The sequence below is a fragment of the Arthrobacter sp. SX1312 genome (assembly GCF_002929295.1).
GTDB lineage: Bacteria > Actinomycetota > Actinomycetes > Actinomycetales > Micrococcaceae > Arthrobacter_D.
The window spans coordinates 432,428-447,929 of record NZ_PJIM01000003.1 but is presented as its reverse complement, the minus strand read 5'-3'; the positions used below and the strand labels follow the sequence as shown (position 1 = coordinate 447,929).

Annotated in this window: 16 protein-coding genes; 8 read left to right on the top strand and 8 right to left on the bottom strand. The window is 65.8% G+C overall.

All coding sequences use genetic code 11. The annotated features are described in order from the left end of the window. The first annotated feature begins 31 nt into the window (after window positions 1-31). A complete protein-coding gene (gene dhaK / locus CXQ92_RS15240) occupies window positions 32-1,027 on the top strand; it encodes a dihydroxyacetone kinase subunit DhaK (protein ID WP_104168592.1) in 996 nt (331 codons plus the stop codon). A gap of 183 nt (window positions 1,028-1,210) precedes the next feature. Next, entirely contained in the window at window positions 1,211-1,804 is a 594-nt protein-coding gene (locus CXQ92_RS15235) for a hypothetical protein (protein ID WP_181033691.1), read from the top strand. Window positions 1,805-1,890: 86 nt separating this feature from the next. Here CXQ92_RS15235 and CXQ92_RS15230 read toward each other — a convergent pair whose 3' ends face one another. Beyond that, on the bottom strand, window positions 1,891-2,592 hold the full coding sequence (locus CXQ92_RS15230; protein WP_104168591.1) for a cache domain-containing protein: 702 nt from the start codon (window positions 2,590-2,592) through the stop codon (window positions 1,891-1,893). Next, the gene (locus tag CXQ92_RS15225; protein WP_104168590.1) at window positions 2,589-3,350 is read right to left on the bottom strand and encodes a FadR/GntR family transcriptional regulator; all 762 of its coding nucleotides are present in this window, start codon (window positions 3,348-3,350) and stop codon (window positions 2,589-2,591) included. The genes CXQ92_RS15230 and CXQ92_RS15225 overlap by 4 nt, the downstream gene beginning before the upstream one ends. 243 nt (window positions 3,351-3,593) lie before the next feature. Here CXQ92_RS15225 and CXQ92_RS15220 point away from each other — a divergent pair, with 243 nt between their 5' ends. The 4 genes from CXQ92_RS15220 to CXQ92_RS15205 are packed head-to-tail and all read left to right on the top strand — an operon-like array spanning window position 3,594 to window position 7,839. Further along, window positions 3,594-5,141, top strand: coding sequence for an APC family permease (locus CXQ92_RS15220; protein ID WP_104168589.1), 1,548 nt, complete (start codon window positions 3,594-3,596; stop codon window positions 5,139-5,141). 6 nt (window positions 5,142-5,147) lie between these two features. Then, window positions 5,148-5,753, top strand: coding sequence for a dimethylamine monooxygenase subunit DmmA family protein (locus CXQ92_RS15215; protein WP_104168588.1), 606 nt, complete (start codon window positions 5,148-5,150; stop codon window positions 5,751-5,753). Beyond that, the gene (locus CXQ92_RS15210; protein ID WP_104168587.1) at window positions 5,750-6,724 is read left to right on the top strand and encodes a PDR/VanB family oxidoreductase; all 975 of its coding nucleotides are present in this window, start codon (window positions 5,750-5,752) and stop codon (window positions 6,722-6,724) included. Before CXQ92_RS15215 ends, CXQ92_RS15210 begins: the two co-directional genes overlap by 4 nt. A gap of 11 nt (window positions 6,725-6,735) precedes the next feature. Next, entirely contained in the window at window positions 6,736-7,839 is a 1,104-nt protein-coding gene (locus CXQ92_RS15205) for a DUF3445 domain-containing protein (RefSeq protein ID WP_104168586.1), read from the top strand. A gap of 163 nt (window positions 7,840-8,002) precedes the next feature. Here CXQ92_RS15205 and CXQ92_RS15200 read toward each other — a convergent pair whose 3' ends face one another. The 4 genes from CXQ92_RS15200 to CXQ92_RS15185 all read right to left on the bottom strand — a co-directional run bounded on the left by CXQ92_RS15200 (window position 8,003) and on the right by CXQ92_RS15185 (window position 11,654). After that, on the bottom strand, window positions 8,003-8,749 hold the full coding sequence (locus tag CXQ92_RS15200) for a glucose 1-dehydrogenase (RefSeq protein WP_104168585.1): 747 nt from the start codon (window positions 8,747-8,749) through the stop codon (window positions 8,003-8,005). Then, window positions 8,725-9,501 (bottom strand): phosphoribosyltransferase, encoded by a 777-nt coding sequence (locus tag CXQ92_RS15195; RefSeq protein ID WP_104168831.1) that lies wholly within the window; start codon window positions 9,499-9,501, stop codon window positions 8,725-8,727. The genes CXQ92_RS15200 and CXQ92_RS15195 overlap by 25 nt, the downstream gene beginning before the upstream one ends. Window positions 9,502-9,685: 184 nt before the next feature. Then, window positions 9,686-10,411: a hemerythrin domain-containing protein gene (locus CXQ92_RS15190; protein ID WP_104168584.1), complete on the bottom strand. Its 726-nt coding sequence runs from the start codon at window positions 10,409-10,411 to the stop codon at window positions 9,686-9,688. 541 nt (window positions 10,412-10,952) lie between these two features. Beyond that, window positions 10,953-11,654, bottom strand: coding sequence for a substrate-binding domain-containing protein (locus CXQ92_RS15185; protein WP_181033690.1), 702 nt, complete (start codon window positions 11,652-11,654; stop codon window positions 10,953-10,955). A 151-nt stretch (window positions 11,655-11,805) separates the two neighbouring features. Between CXQ92_RS15185 and lhgO the strand changes: the two genes are divergently transcribed. Then, window positions 11,806-12,996, top strand: coding sequence for an L-2-hydroxyglutarate oxidase (lhgO, locus tag CXQ92_RS15180; protein WP_104168582.1), 1,191 nt, complete (start codon window positions 11,806-11,808; stop codon window positions 12,994-12,996). Then, complete coding sequence (locus CXQ92_RS15175) at window positions 12,993-14,069, top strand: Ldh family oxidoreductase (RefSeq protein WP_181033689.1); 1,077 nt, start codon at window positions 12,993-12,995, stop codon at window positions 14,067-14,069. Before lhgO ends, CXQ92_RS15175 begins: the two co-directional genes overlap by 4 nt. Window positions 14,070-14,087: 18 nt before the next feature. Here the strand turns inward: CXQ92_RS15175 and CXQ92_RS15170 are convergent, their stop codons facing one another. Together CXQ92_RS15170 and CXQ92_RS15165 are read right to left on the bottom strand one after the other, a co-directional pair. Beyond that, window positions 14,088-14,780 (bottom strand): GntR family transcriptional regulator, encoded by a 693-nt coding sequence (locus CXQ92_RS15170; RefSeq protein ID WP_104168580.1) that lies wholly within the window; start codon window positions 14,778-14,780, stop codon window positions 14,088-14,090. Next, a complete protein-coding gene (locus tag CXQ92_RS15165; protein WP_104168579.1) occupies window positions 14,777-15,490 on the bottom strand; it encodes a fumarylacetoacetate hydrolase family protein in 714 nt (237 codons plus the stop codon). The genes CXQ92_RS15170 and CXQ92_RS15165 overlap by 4 nt, the downstream gene beginning before the upstream one ends. Window positions 15,491-15,502 lie beyond the last annotated feature (12 nt).

The window sequence follows — 15,502 nt, the reverse complement described above, 5'->3', positions numbered from 1 at the left end:
CGTCCAACCCTCACAACGATGTGGAGCCCCCATGAAGAAGTTCGTCAATGATCCCCAGCAGTTCGTCCCCGAGATGCTCGAGGGCCTGGCGCTCGCCAACCCGGACACCCTGAAGTACGTGCCCGAGTACAACCTGATCATGCGCGCCGACGGCCCCGACGAGAGCAAGGTGTCGATCGTGCAGGGCTCCGGCTCCGGGCACGAGCCCGCCCACGTGATGATCGTGGGCAAGGGCATGCTCGACGCCGCGTGCCCGGGCGACGTGTTCGCGGCCCCGCCGTTCGACTACGTGTACGAGACCACCAAGCTCATGGCGTCGCCCAAGGGCGTGCTGCTGCTGGTGAACAACTACACGGGCGACAAGATGGTCTTCGAGATGGCGCAGGAGATGTCCTCGGCGGACGGCATCGAGGTGAAGACGCTGTTCATCAATGACGACGTCTCCGTGGAGGACTCCACCTACACGATCGGGCGCCGCGGGGTGGCGGGCAACTTCTTCGTCATCAAGGCCGTGGCCGCCGGGTCGGAGCGGGGCGCGGACCTCGGCGAGGTCATCCGGATCGGCGAGAAGGTGAACTCGGTGACCCGGACTATGGGCGTCGCGCTCACCGCGTGTACGCCGCCGGCCAAGGGCAGCCCGCTGTTCGAGCTCGGCGCCGACGAGATCGAGATGGGCGTCGGTATCCACGGGGAGCCGGGCCGTCGTCGGGCGAAAATGATGCCGGCCAACGAGATCGTCGAGGAGCTGCTCGCGCCGATCGTGAAGGACCTGCCCTTCAAGGAGGGCGACCGCGTGGCGCTCATGGTCAACGGCCTCGGCGGTACCCCGATCAGCGAGCTGTACCTGCTGTACGGGCAGGCGCACAAGCGGCTCGCGGAGCAGGGCATCAGCGTGGGTCGCAGCTATGTGGGGGAGTACTGCACGTCCCTGGACATGGCCGGTGCGTCCATCACGCTGGTCCGGCTCGACGACGAGATCGAGGGGCTGCTCATGGACCCGGCGGAGATCCCCATCCGCGTGTTCTAGATCCACGGCGTACTAATTCACTGCGTACGACGGCGGGCCGCTCACCTTTTGGTGGGCGGCCCGCCTTTTCTTGGCACCTACGGAGCTGCGGCCCGCCCCGCTGGGCGAAGACAGATAGCCTGAGGGCCGAAGCAGGCACCGATTTCATCTCTATGGGGGCATTCCTTGGATCTACTGGGCGGCGTGGGCCTCGACGTACTTCGCATCCTCACCTGGGTTGCACCCACCGTCGTCGCGCTGGTGGCCGGCTTCCTGCTTCGACGCAGTCTTCATTGGATTGCGCTGGGTGCAGTTCTCCTCTTCGCAGCTCTGAACGCCGCCGCCGGGATCTACGTCCTGAACCACTTTAGTGATCCGCGGTGGTCACCTGAGGGGATGGCGTCGCTGAGCGCTCCATCGCTCTCCGAGACGCCGCTGGTGGGGGATTACCTGGAACCTTTGGACACCGCGCTGGAAGGAGTCGTGGGCGGGGTGAACGACTTCCGTGCCTTCCAACAGGCGCTCCCCGTCACGCTGGACTTCCTCGCTACGTCCGGGTGGGCTTTGCTGGTGTCGGTCCCGGTGGCCATCGTCGCCGCATTTGTCAGCTTCAACAATGCTCGACGCCGGAAAGCTGAGTTCAGGAAGTACCTTGCCACTGTCGATTCGCTCAAGGACGAACTCGAGCAGATCAAGCGTCAGATCGGCGCCGGGTATCCCACCACGGCACCGTCCGGGGCACATGTGGTCGCCGGCGTGGGGCCGGACCCGGCGGAGATCCCCATCCGCCTGTTCTAGCTCCACGGCGTACGACGGCGGGCGGCGCCCGGCCGAGCGCGTTGCTCAACGGTAGCCGGGCCTTCGTCCTTACGGTTCCGTTGGGATCAGCAGGGGCTCAGGAGCGAGAATCCGAGATGCGGCACATCGACCGGAGTCACCTCGCTACCAGCCGGGGTAGAGCGTATTCTTTCGCCCACCAGGTACGCCCCGGAATTCCCGACGACAACGCGGCCGCTTCCGTTGATCAGTGCGGCGTCTCCGGGGATGGCCCGGAGGACGGGCATGAAGATCTCTTCGAGAGTCCGGATCCTGATGTCGCAGCCGGCTACTCCCGCGAACCTCCCGGCGAGCTGTATGGGCGCGGAGTAGGTGAGGATGTATTCATCCAGCCCGAGATAGTCGACGTACGGGCCCCATGCCGTCTGCTGCCCGGTGCGACTGGCTGCGGCGAAGAACGGCATGTTCTGGTAGTCGTAGAACCGTTCGCCCCCCGGCGTCAGGTCGAATTCCAGTTTCTCGATGCTCTCCTGGCGCCTGATCCACCACTCCAGTCCGCCGTCATTGCCCTTGATGGCTTCGGTCGAGAAGATGACTCCCGCTCCCACGACGAATTCATGGGCTGCGAGAAATTCGCCGGCCTGGCTTTCCAGCTTCGTGATGTCGCCGGGCGTGAGGCCGAAGGGTCGTGGCCGGTCGGCCCAAAGTCCCGCCGTTCGTGCGGCGAATTCATCGACGTCGTGACCGAGCGCGTTCATCCAAGCGGCGATCTCGGCAGCGGCTTTGCTGGCAGGGGCGTTGGCGGTCATTGGCGCTCCTGCTGATAGGTGGGGTATCCGAGGGACAGTTTGGTGTCCACCAGATGATGGATGTCGTGTCGGATGTGTTGCAGCATTAATCGCTGGGCGTCCTCGGAGGCGTCGTCCGCGATGGCGCGGGCCAGTGCAAGGTGTTCGGCTGCGACCTGTTCTGGATCGCGGGTGGATGGCAGGGGTGCCCACAGGGCCTGGACGATTTCGGCCTGCAATCTGATTTCCGCATTGGTGAGCCGCGGTGACTGGGCCAAGACCGCCAGCTCGATGTGGAACCGGCTGTCAGCACGCGCACGCGTTTCCGGTTTGTCCGAGAGGGCGAGGCCCCGCGCGAGTTCCAGGAGCCTGCCCACCTCGTGGGGCTCGGCCCGTTCGCAAGCAAGCCTCACTGTGGAGGCAGCGATGGCGGCGTGCTCGTCTCCGACGTCCCGGATCTCGGCGATGGAGGTCTCCCGGAACCACTTTCTCATCGCCTCCTCCGAGGTGAAGGGCTGCTTGACGATGAACGTCCCACCACTGCGTCCACGCCGTGTGGCGACTATGCCCTGCCGCCGGAGATCGGACAATGCTTCGCGGAGAGTGGACGGCGCGACTCCGAACATCTCCGAAAGAGCCGTCTCCGGGGGGAGCCGCTCGCCGACCTTCAGTAGACCCAAAGAGATCGCCTTGGAGATCCGGTTCACGATGGCTTCGGAGCGCTCGGTCTCCGGCAGCGATCGGTATACATGGGCTTGGAAAACGGTGGTGGGTGCCAAGAGGAGACTCCATGCGGTGGACGGACAGCACTAACTGTAGCCCGGCCCGGCTCAAGCCTCTCTCCTGGAGCAGAAATCCATCGGGAACGTAGGTTAAGCCAGCCTTATGGCCGCTCGCCCGGCCAGGGGAGCCGCCAGTAGGCGACCGAAGGCTGGGATTGCGCGCTAAAACATTTGAAACTATAGTTTTTACGACGTGGTCCAGCTCACACGAGCTCCAGTGGGTCCAAGAGAAGGAATCCGATGCATGTAGAGAGTGCGGAAGCGCCCAAGGAGTCTGTCGCCGACCAGGATGCTGAGCATCTGGCCAGCCTCGGCTACTCCTACGAGAGACAATTCAAGCGGGAGATGACCTTTTGGGGGAACGTCTCGCTGGGATTCACCTACCTGTCGCCGGTCGTCGCCGTGTACTCGCTTTTCGCGGCGTCGCTGGGCGTCGCCGGGCCGCCGATGTTCTGGTCGCTCGTCATCGTCGGCGTCGGTCAGCTCCTCGTCGCTACGGTCTTCGGAGAAGTCGTCGCGGCGTACCCCGTGGCCGGTGGAGTCTATCCTTGGTCCCGCAGACTATGGGGCCGCAAATGGGGCTGGATGAACGGATGGGTCTACCTCGTAGCGCTCCTGACCACGATCGCCAGCGTCGCCTATGGGGCGGGGCCGTTCCTGAGCACCCTCGTCGGCATGGAGAACACCGTCAACTCCACCATCGTCTCGGGCCTCGTGGTCATAGCGTTCGCAACGGTCCTGAACCTCGGAGGAACCAAGGTCCTGAACACCGTGGCGATGATCGGCCTCCTGGCGGAGCTCGGTGGTGCACTGGCTGTAGGAAGCTGGCTGCTGCTCACGGCCCGGCAGCACGACCTCGGCGTCCTGTTCCAGGCCTTCGGTGCGGGCGAAGGGAACAGCTACTTCGTAGCGTTCGCGGCCGCCGGATTGATCGGTATTTTCCAGTACTACGGATTCGAAGCCTGCGGCGACGTGGCCGAGGAAGTCCCGAACCCGGGCCGGACCATCCCCAAAGCCATGAGAATGACCATCTACATCGGCGGCTTCGCTGCGATGTTCGTCTGCCTGTCCCTGATCCTCGCCGTTCCTGACTTCGCAGCCGTGATCTCCGGAACCGAGACGGATCCCGTGGGTAACGTTCTTCTCTCCGCCTTCGGACCGGTCGGCTTCAAGGTGGTCCTCGCCGTCGTCCTCGTCTCCTTCCTCTCCTGCGTACTCAGCCTGCAGGCGGCCACCTCGCGCCTCGCCTACTCGATGGCCCGCGACGGTATCCTCCCGGGCAGCAAGCTCCTGAGCACCTTCAGCGAGACGCGCCATGTACCTCCCTACGCACTGCTCCTCGCAGGACTGGTGCCCGCCGTCATCGTCATCGGGTCCAAGGTCTCCAGCGACGCCCTGACGGTCATCATCTCCTTCGCAGCGATGGGCATGTACATGGGGTTTCAGATGGTCGTTCTCGCCTCGCTCCGAGCCCGCATCCTCGGCTGGAAGCCGAACGGGGCCTTCCAACTGGGCGCCTGGGGCATCCCGGTGAACATTGCAGCCCTTGTATGGGGCGTGCTGGGCATGGTGAACATGGCCTGGCCTCGGACTCCGGAGGACGGCTGGTTCGCCAACTACGTGGTCCTGATCTCCGCGGTAACCGTCGTCGTGCTCGGTCTGGTCTACATGGCCTGGAAGAAGCCGTACCTCAAGGGCGACGCTCCGGCGGCCGATGCCGTGCCGGGTGTCATGTCCGGTAGCCGGTCCGACGCGGTCCCGGTGGTCGGGTCCAAGGATCGGGGGTAACGGGCCGTGCTGATCACCGGCATCAAGAGTCGTCCTGTCTACGACGAGCTGACACCGATGGCGACCGGCCTGAGCCACGTCGCCGCCGCGCAGGGCAGTGGCGGAGGGGTGCTGGTACGCCTGCTCGGAGAAATGACCCCGGAGCAGCTGGCGACCACCACCGTGCTGTACTCGACCGAATCGTTCACGGGCAAGAACCACCTGGCCGACCTCCAGGCATTCCCGGTGCGCGAGCTTCTCGTGTTCCCGAGCAACACCGAAGCGGTTCGGGGCCTCGACGCCTTCCTCCTGACGGCGGAAATGGGGACCCGGTTGTACCTCTCGGGTTCGGAGGGGTTCATCGGCACCTCGATGCAGGTTGCCACCTCGTACGGCATGAATACGGACGAGGTGCTGCGCGAGCACGCCGGCTCCTTCGTGCGGCGTGTGTGGTGCGCGCACTGCAGTCACTATTCGGAGAACGTGACCCGACGGGTCTTCAGGTGCCCAGGCTGTGAACGCGACCTGGTGGTCCGGGACCACTACTCCCGGAGGCTCGCCGCCTTCCAGGGCGTGAAGGCGGACGGCGAAGTACCCGGCGAACTGCCAGACGATGAGGAGTTGGATACATGAGTGAGGCACAGCACGGATCCCTGCGGCTGAGGGTCGATCGTATCGAGCCGGTGACACCGGAGATCAACCGGTACACCCTGTCCGCCGAGGACGGATCATGGCTGCCACCCTTCTCGGGAGGAAGCCACGTCAGGGTCCTCATTCCTTTCGACGACGGACAGACGCGGCGCAACGCCTACTCGCTCATGAGCTCGCCCTACGACACGAGCAAGTACCAGATCGCTGTCCGTCGCATCCATGACGGCAAGCGTGGCTCTATCACCCTGCACGAGAAGGTCCGCGAGGGTGACGCCCTCCTCGTCACCACCCCGGCGAATCTCTTCCCCCTCTCCAAGCACGCCCGGCATCACGTGTTCATCGCCGGCGGCGTCGGGGTTACCCCTATCTATTCGCAGCTGGACGAACTGAACCTCAAGGGAGGTTCGTTCGAACTTCACCTGGCCGTCCGTGGACCCGAGCACGCCACTCTCGGTCGTGAACTCCAAGAGATTTACGGGGAGAGGGTCAGGCTGTACGGAGACGGCGACGGATCCCGGCTGAACGCGTCCGACGTCCTGGCCGGCCGACCGCTCGGCACCCATGCCTACGTCTGCGGGCCCGCCCGGATGGTCGACGACGTCATTGGGGCGGCCCATGCCCACGGTTGGACGGACTCGAACATTCACTTCGAGCGGTTCGAGGACCTCGGGTCCACGGGTGCCCCCTTCTCCGTCACCCTGGCTCGGTCAGGTGCCGTAATTGAGGTATCGCCCGAACAGTCGCTGCTGGAGGCGGTCGAGGAAGCCGGCCACAAGCTGCCCTACCTCTGCCGGGGCGGTGCCTGCGGCGAGTGCGAGACCGAGGTCCTGGAGCTCGACGGCAGCATCGACCACCGCGATGACTGGCTCTCCGAATCGGACCGCTGCACGAACAAGCTCATCATGCCCTGCGTGTCGCGGGCGACCTGCACAAAAATTGTTATCAACGCATAAGGAGACCACCGATGACCGCGATTCCTAGGACAACCGACTTCACTGCGGACGAGACGTACACACCGGAAGGTGAGTACCGGTTCCAAAACTCCCGTGAAGCGGTCCGCCGTCTGCCCTTCCCGTTCCCGGACGACGAATACATGTACTCGATGAATCTCGAACCGCACGTCGCCGCCGGCACCGGTGCTCTGAGGGCTGCTTTCGATATCGACGAGCACTATGTGTCCGAGTGCGCCCATCGCGACCAGATGCTGCGAGACATGCCGGGAGTCCACTACCTCGCGCTTCCGCACATGATGGAAGCTCAGTGGGACATGCTGGAGCTCATCTTCGAGTCCTACTCCAGGGACTTCCCCGAGCACTTCACCCTTACCAAGAACGGCAATGAGTGGCGTTGGCAGAACCGGCTCCTCGGCATCGATGACTCGTTCACCTTCGGTGATCCCGCAACTCTGCCACTGGATCCGATGGAGTACTCCACGCGTCAGGCGCAGGGCGAGTTCGTGGTCCTCGAGGAGAAGGACAACACGCTCGTCATCGGTGCCGGGATGACGACCCAGCGAGCCGACTACTCGCTGCAGTTCAACCTCGGCATGAACTTCGCCGAGTTCCACGGGCCCGTGCCCAAGCTGGACACGATGGGAATCCTGGACAGGGCCCTCAAGTTCCTGCTCCGCATGAAGCCCGGGCACCCCGTACGGCGTGTCAACTGGTCGCTGACCGTCAACCCGCGTCTCGAGACCTCGGTGGAAACGCTCCCGGATTGGGCTCCGGACCGGGCGAAGGTCACGCCCGAGAACGCCGGCGAGATGGTGTACCTGCGCATCGAACTGCAGCCCCTGCACCGCCTACCCCGGTCGAACGCCATCGTGTTCCCGGTGCGTACGTACCTCGTCAGCCTGGCGGAACTCGTGGCGCACGCCCCGGACTGGGCGAAGCGGTTGCATCGGGCCCTCGCGTCCCTGGACCCCGAACTCGTCGACTACAAGGGCTTCCACCGCTACCACGGTGCCGCTGTCGAGTGGCTCGCGAAGTACGACGACGGCGCCCCGCTCGCGACGGGCTACCCGTGGATCGAGGACGGGATCCAGCCCGGACCCGACTCGGTTGATTGAACTCGATGACCTGCTCGCCACTGCGAGGCGCTGACCACCCGGTGCAACACAGCGGGCGTGGAGGTCGCGTTTGCCGACCAGGAATCACCCTGGCATCACCGGTTCGCGGGGTCATTCTACGAGGCTGAGCCAGGCGGTAGCCGACGTCGTTCCTTGCAAGTGGTCAGGTCTCCTCGCGACGGGTCACCGTGCCTGCCGTATCACCGCCGTCGATGACGAAGTCGGCTCCGGTGACGTACGACGACTCGTCGGACGCCAGGTACAGGACGAGGTTCGCGACTTCCCCCGGATGGCCTTCGCGGCCGAGTGCCACCTGGCTCATGTCCGCCTGGATGTCGGCCGTCATCGGGGTGGAGATGACTCCGGGATGGACCGAATTGACCCTGATGCGATGGGGTCCCAGGTCCAGGGCAGCGCTCTTGGTGAGTCCCCGCACGCCGAACTTTGACGCCGAGTATCCCGAGATCTGCTCATAGCCGCGCATGCCGGCGATCGAGGAGATGTTGATGATCGACCCGCCTCTGGACTGTTTGAGTGCCGGGATTGCAGCCTTAATCCCGTTGAACGTGCCGGTCAGGTTCACGGCGATGACAGCGTTCCATTGTTCGAGGGTGTAATCCTCGATAGGGGCGAAGTTCACGATGCCGGCATTGTTCACCAGGATGTTCAGGCCCCCGAACGTCTCGACAGCGGCGTCCACCGCAGTCTGCCAGTCCTGCGGATCGGTCACATCGAGGTGGACGTAGAGAGCGCCGGAGCCCATACGCTCCGCAGTCTCCTGACCGGCCTCGTCCAGGATGTCACCGATGACGACCTTCGCTCCTTCGCCATGCAGCCGCAATGCCACAGCAGCGCCGATGCCACGTGCACCCCCGGTGACCAGCGCTACCTTATCGATGACTCGTTCCATGTGGTGCTCCTTCGGTGTAGTCGGTTCCGCCGGTGTAGTCCCAGGCCCCAGGAGCCACGAGCATGCCCCTGCTTTCCGGGCGGCTCAGAAGCCGGTCGGTTCGGCTGCGAGCCCAGATCGAGCAGCCTCACCACCTCGTCGTCCTCGGTGGGCGAGAAGTCGTCGTAGTAGCAGCCCACCGCCTCGAAGTTCCGCGGTGAAAGAAGGCACACGATCCCATCCGCTTCGGTGAACGAGGCCACCGTGCCGGCCGGCGCGACGGGCACCGCCAGGATCACCCGTGCGGCGCCGAGCTGCCGGGCGACCTGGCACGCCACCCGTGCAGTGGAGCCGGTGGCAATGCCGTCATCCACCACGACGACGGCGCGCCCGTGGACATCGGCCCGGGTCCTTCCCTGCCGGTACCGGGTCAGGCGCCTTTCCAGGAGCTGGCGTTCCTCCCTCTCGACCGTTCTCAGGTCCTCCTCCGTGATACGGGCCCGCGAGAGGACGCGTGGTTCGAGAACCCGGGCGCCGCCCTCGCCGATGGCGCCCATGGCAACTTCCGGCCGGAACGGAACCCCCAGTTTCCGCACCACGATCACGTCCAGCGGCGCATCAAGGGCTTTCGCCACCTCGAAGGCCACCGGAACACCGCCCCGTGGCAGACCCAGCACCACCACGTCCTGACCCCGCAACCCGGCGAACCGCTGCCCCAACTGCCGGCCGGCGTCGGTCCTGTCCAGGAAGGTCTTGGACTGGTTCCTCGGCACGCTCTACTCCTCGGGTGCTTGGCGGTGCCATCCAGCGTCCTCGGATGGAAAGCGGCGCCATCGCTCTGCGTGACGACGGCACCATCGCGCCTGCGTAGGAGTCGATCTTCAACCCGGTCCATGCCGCGTGGTCAGAGGCTTTCGTCCCTCGTCTCACCAGTACCGCAGCCCCCTTCGAAGCGGCTCAGAGCGTGTCGGGAATGACTCGTCCCGGGAAGAGGGTGGCGTACTGCTTCCGGTACAGCCGGCGCCCGAAGAGCCGGTACGCAATGCGGACCGGCAGGGGGATCTCCTTGAAGAGTTCCTCCCTGTCGCCGGGCGGATTCGTGGCGAGCACCATCCCGAGATAGCCGACCAGGAACTTCTTGTCGAACGTGTCGATACCGTGCTCCGCGACCTCGCCTATCTCCTTCTCGGTCAGCACCCTGTCGACAACGGGCATCACCTCCGTGACCTCTCGGCGCAGGTGCACCTGGAGGACTGTCGACAGGTCTTCGTACCGTTCGGCGAGATCCTTTCCCGTGGCTGCGTCCGCCGTCTCCATCCAGCTCCGGCGAACAGGCTCGATGCTGTCGAGTCGCTGCGTGACCTGCCGATGCTGCTCCAGCATCTGCTCCACATGCAGTGCGCACACGGGTGCTCTGTCCGCCAGGCGCGGGTACATGAGGAGATCCTCGCCTTCGTGATGGACATGGAGCACGTTGTCGAAGTTGCCCAGCACTTCGCCCACATAGGAGGCGCGGGCGGTGTCGCCCGGCTCGACGGACTGCACGAGGCCGGGCGCCTCGCCGTACGCCCACAGGAAGAAGCGGTGGATGCGCCGCATGCCCGCCGACCCGGTGCAGAGGATGGGCCCTGCGGGCACTGGCGGCGCGGCTTCGCCGGGTTTCATGGTGAAGAAGTCGGTCATGGGATGGCCCCCGATGCAGTTGGTCGAGACCAGAATCCGCCCCCGGCAGGGAAATCATAGGTAGCGCCATCACTCCGCACAACGGCCGGAGGGCCCGCCGACACCGAAGGTCCTGGGGAATCCCAATGATGGTGGTCAGCCCTCTCTTGACTGCTACACCCCGCGGAGGATCATCGGAGTTCAAACATCGGCCAAAAGGACGGAGGACGACATGGCAGCTGACGATGGCGGCAGGAGCGTACCAATCCGAATCGAGTTGGTGGCGGGCTCCTCCGCCGAGGACCCCGCCTCACGGATTCCTGGTGCGATCGCAGCCGCAGCACTGACGCCAGGCGCCGTAGCTACAAGCTTTGCGGCCGACGACGGCGAAAGGTCGGTCTACAACGACCCTGCCGTTCTGCGTGCCGGCGACTCAGGGCAGACCTATACAGGCACGTCCGGACCCACACCTGAGATCACTTTCTCGGGACCAGTGGATGTCGGCGGTGCAGCCGGAGACGGTGAATAGAGCGTTGCCTGAGGTCGCTTGGAAGCCGTCGAATCAGGCGCTGATGTTCTGCAGCCCGGTCGCCATGTAGGCGTCCCGTGCCGGGCCGCCCGTCAGGTGGTCGACGAGGCGTTGTGCTGCGGCCTGGCCCTGTGCGCCGGGGCCCAGGGCAATGGAGAAGTCGGTGTACTGCTGACATTCTTCCGGCAGGGGAACCACGGTCTCGATGCCATCGACGAACAGCAGTTCGCTGACCTGCTGCAGGGCGAGATCGGCTCGCCCGTCCATCAGGGCGGTACCCGTGAATCCCGATTCGAGGGCAGTCGCCCGTGCGAGCACCTGCTCCGCGATGCCGAGTCGGACGAGGAGCTCCTGGAAGAAGATGCCGCTCTGCCCGGCGCGAGAGAACGCGACGGACCGGGCGCCGAGCAGCGCGTCGACGAGGTCGCTTTCGGTCGTTATCGAAGGAGGCTCTGCACCCGGGGCCACGCCGAGGCCGATCGCGGACCTCACGAGGGGCACCGCACGCCCGCCGGCGAGAACGCCCGAGGCCTCGAGGTCCTGTAGCGCTTTCCGGGTCCCGATCAGCACATCCGGTGCGGCGCCGGCGTCGAGCTTCTCGAGGAGGAGGGTGGTCGGAAGATACTCGGTCCGGACCGAGAGACCGGAAGGCCGGAAGGCCGGAAGGACGACGCCGTCCAGGGCCTTGCGGACGACGAGGGAGCTCAGCAGGTGGAGGTCCGGGGGAGTCGACACGGGCACGTCCTTCCGTCGGGTCCTGCGAAGCAAGCCTCCTGACCCGGCGGCCGCGCCTGGCTTCGAACTCTATATTGTTGATGTACACCATATAGAGTTGTGGCAGGTTTGCGGTGATCTACGACAACGATGTCAGACGAGGTACACGAGAATGAAGAACTCCGTAGTAGTTGTAGGTGCTGGAATCGTCGGATTGGCCACCGCCTATGAGCTGGGGCTGCGCGGTTACCGGGTGACCGTCGTCGACAAGGAACCCCGGCTGGCAGACCACCAGACCGGGAACAACTCGGGCGTCATCCACTCCGGGCTGTACTACGCGCCGGGGAGCCTGAAGGCGACCCTTGGGACTGCAGGCGCGCAGTCGATGCGGCGGTTCGCGGAGGACCATGGAGTGGCAGTGGACATCTGCGGGAAGCTGGTGGTCGCTTCCCGGCAGGATCAGGTTCCGGCGCTCGAGGAGCTCCACCGCCGTGGCCTCGCGAACGGGGTGCCCTGCCGGATGATCTCCCCCGAAGAGGCCCGCGAGCATGAACCGCATGTTGCCTGCGTGGCAGCCCTCAGGGTCGATTCGACGGGAATCGTCGATTACCGGAGAATCTGCGACGTGCTCGGACGGCTGATCATCGAGGCCGGGGGTGAGATCCGGCTGGGAACGGAGGTCGTCGGAATCTCCGCCGACGACCGGTCCGTGACCGTCTCGACCTCCAGCGGGGAGATCTCCGCCGATGAGCTCATCAACTGCGCCGGCCTGCACAGTGACCGCATCGCGCGGCTGGCCGGCCTCACCCCGGAGGTGCGGATCATCCCGTTCCGCGGCGAGTACTTCGAACTCACTCCGGACCAGTCCCATCTGGTCCACGGCCTGATCTACCCGGTACCGGATCCGAGCCTCCCCTTCCTCGGCGTCCACCTGACGAAGATGATCGGCGGCGGGGTCCATGCAGGGCCCAATGCGGTCTTCGCCCTGGCGCGTGAAGGGTACACCTGGCTCACGATCAATCCGCGGGACGTCCTCGAGAGTGCTGCCTGGTCCGGGCTGTGGAAGCTCGGCGCGAAATACTGGAAGGTCGGGCTGTCCGAGGTCTCCCGCTCCCTGTCCCGGAAGAAGTTCCTGGCCAGCCTCCGGGAGCTCGTCCCGGACCTCGGCGACGACAGCCTCGTGCCGACCCACGCGGGAGTCCGCGCGCAGGCGATGCGCAGGAACGGCGACCTGGTCGACGACTTCTACTTCGACCGGGCGCCCCGCCAGATCCACGTGCTCAACGCGCCATCGCCGGCCGCGACCGCCGCACTGGAGATCGGCCGGCGCATCGCCGACGAGATGGAGGAGCGGAACCGGTGAGCCAGGAAGAGACGTGCCGCTTCGACGCCGCACAGGTGCACGAGCAGATCGTCGCCATTCTTCGCGCCTGGGGGATGCCGGATGAATCAGCTGCCGCTACGGCGACGGTGTTGGTGGACACCGATCTCTCAGGCATCGACTCCCATGGCGTCTCGATGCTGATGCTGTACGAGAAGCTCCGGTCCGAGAACCGCGTCAGGCTCGACGCCGTCCCCCGCGTGGTACGGGACGCTCCGGCCTTCGCCGTCGTCGACGCCGGTGCCGGCCTGGGACACCCGGCGGGTCTCCATGCGTTGGAGCTGGCGATTCAGAAAGCCACTGTCTGCGGGATCGGGGCGGTGGCGGTGGGCAACTCGCACCACCTGGGAGCGCTCGGCTACTACGTCCGGACCGCCGCGCAGCGCGGCCTGGTCTCCCTCATGATGACGACGACGCGGACACCCGTGGTGGCAGCACTGGGAGGCACGACGCCGATCCTCGGGACCAATCCGATCGCTTTCGCCGCACCCCGCGCGGGCGGCGGGGAGCTCGTGGTCGACATGTCCACGAGCGTCGTGGCGATGAACAAGGTGAAGGCCTACGCCCTGAGTGGACGGGACCTGCCCGCCGGCTGGGTCAATGATGCACTGGGCAACCCTGTGACCGATGCTGCCCTCGCGTACTCCCTGCTGACCACGGGGGAGGGAACGCTCAGCCCGCTCGGGGGCTCCAGCCCCGAGACCGGCGGACACAAGGGCTTCGGTCTCAGTCTGATGGTCACTGTGCTCAGCGCGGCGTTCTCAGGGGCCGCGCTTCCGCTGGATGACGCGGGCAGCGACAATCTCGGACACTTCGTCCTGGTGATCGATCCGGCGAGCGTTGCGGAGGGTGGGGAGACCGCGCGCTACGTCGACGACCTCCTGCGCCTCATGATGCGGGACGAGCCCGATGTCATCCTTCCCGGCGACCCCGAAGCCGTGGCACGCGCGAGCCGCGGCCAGAACGGCATCCCGATCCCTGAGAGCCTCCTCGAGCATCTTCGCGCGATCTGCGGCAGGGCCGGAACCGGGATGATCCTCACGCCGCTCGGCTGAGAAGTGCAGCTCCCGTCCTCAATCCTCCGAGGCGACCACCTGGCGGTCCTGGAGGGCGCGAACCTTCGCGTTCTCGATGTGCGCCCGGATGGCGGCAGACGCACCCTCCGCATCGCGCCGGGTGAACGCGTCGAGGATCGCACGGTGCTCGGCCGCGGTGGTGGCCGGTGCCGTCGAGTTGGTTCTGGCATACAACCGGAAGCGCTGTGCCTGCCCACCGAAGGACCTCCAGGCGTCCTCGAGGAACGCATTGTCGGCCTGGTGGGCGATCGCCGCGTGAAACTGCTCGTCCGCGCGAAGGAAGCTCGTGACCGGAGGGCTGTCGGGGACGTGCATGCCGGTGTCGAGGTGGCCGATGGTCTCGGCCAGGCGCTCGAGAAATTCCGGGGTCACCCGCAGGGCTGCCTCATAGGCGAGGGCCGGCTCGAGGACCAGGCGGGCGTCCATGATCTTCCGGAGATCCTCCATGCTGAACAGCGGTGCCACCCGGTACCCCTTGTGGGCCTCGCGAAGCACCAGCCCTGTGTGTTCGAGCCTGGCGAGTGCTTCCCGCAGCGGAGTCTGGCTGACCCCGAACTCCCTGGCGAGGTACACGAGGTTGAGGACCTCGTCCGGTTTCCGCCGGCCGTCGAGGAGCTGCCCGAGCAGTGCGCTGTGGACCTGGTCGGCGAGGGGCTGCCGGGCGGGCTGGCGCGGTGGTGTCGGGCTCACTCGACGGTGAAGGAGAGTTCGCCGACGCCGTCGATGCCGGCCGTCACCGTGCTTCCGCGGGTCAGCGCCCCCACACCCGCCGGAGTACCGGTGAAGATGAGATCGCCGGGACGCAGGGTGACGGACCGGGAGAGGTGCGCGATGATCTCGGGCACTGTCCAGATCTGGTCGCCCAGGTCTCCCTCCTGCCTGATCGAGCCGTCCACGCTGAGCCAGATCCGGCCCTGCGCGGGATGCTTCACCTCGCTGACCGGTCGAAGCGGCGAACACGGGCCGGAGAAATCGAAGCCCTTCGCGAGATCCCACGGACGTCGAAGGTTCTTCGCCTCGGCCTGCAGATCGCGTCGGGTCAGGTCCACTCCGACGCCGTAGCCCCACACGAGATCGAGGGCGTCCGCCGGATCGAGATCCGTGCCGCCCTGCCCCAGTGCCACGACGAGTTCGACCTCGTGGTGGAGGTCTGCCGTCTGCGGCGGGTAGGGGACTGCCGGTCGGGCATCGTCCGACGTCGCAGGCGGCTGAGGCGTGAAGACGGCATCGGCGGGTTTCAGGAAGAAGAACGGGGGCTCCCGGTTCGGATCGGCGCCCATCTCGCGCGCATGGTCGCCGTAGTTGCGTCCCACGCAGAACACGCGCCGCACGGGAAAGAGCGTGTCGCCACCGCTGACCGGGAGGCTCGGGAGCGTTGGGACCGGGACGACGTAGGTCATAGAACTCCTTGC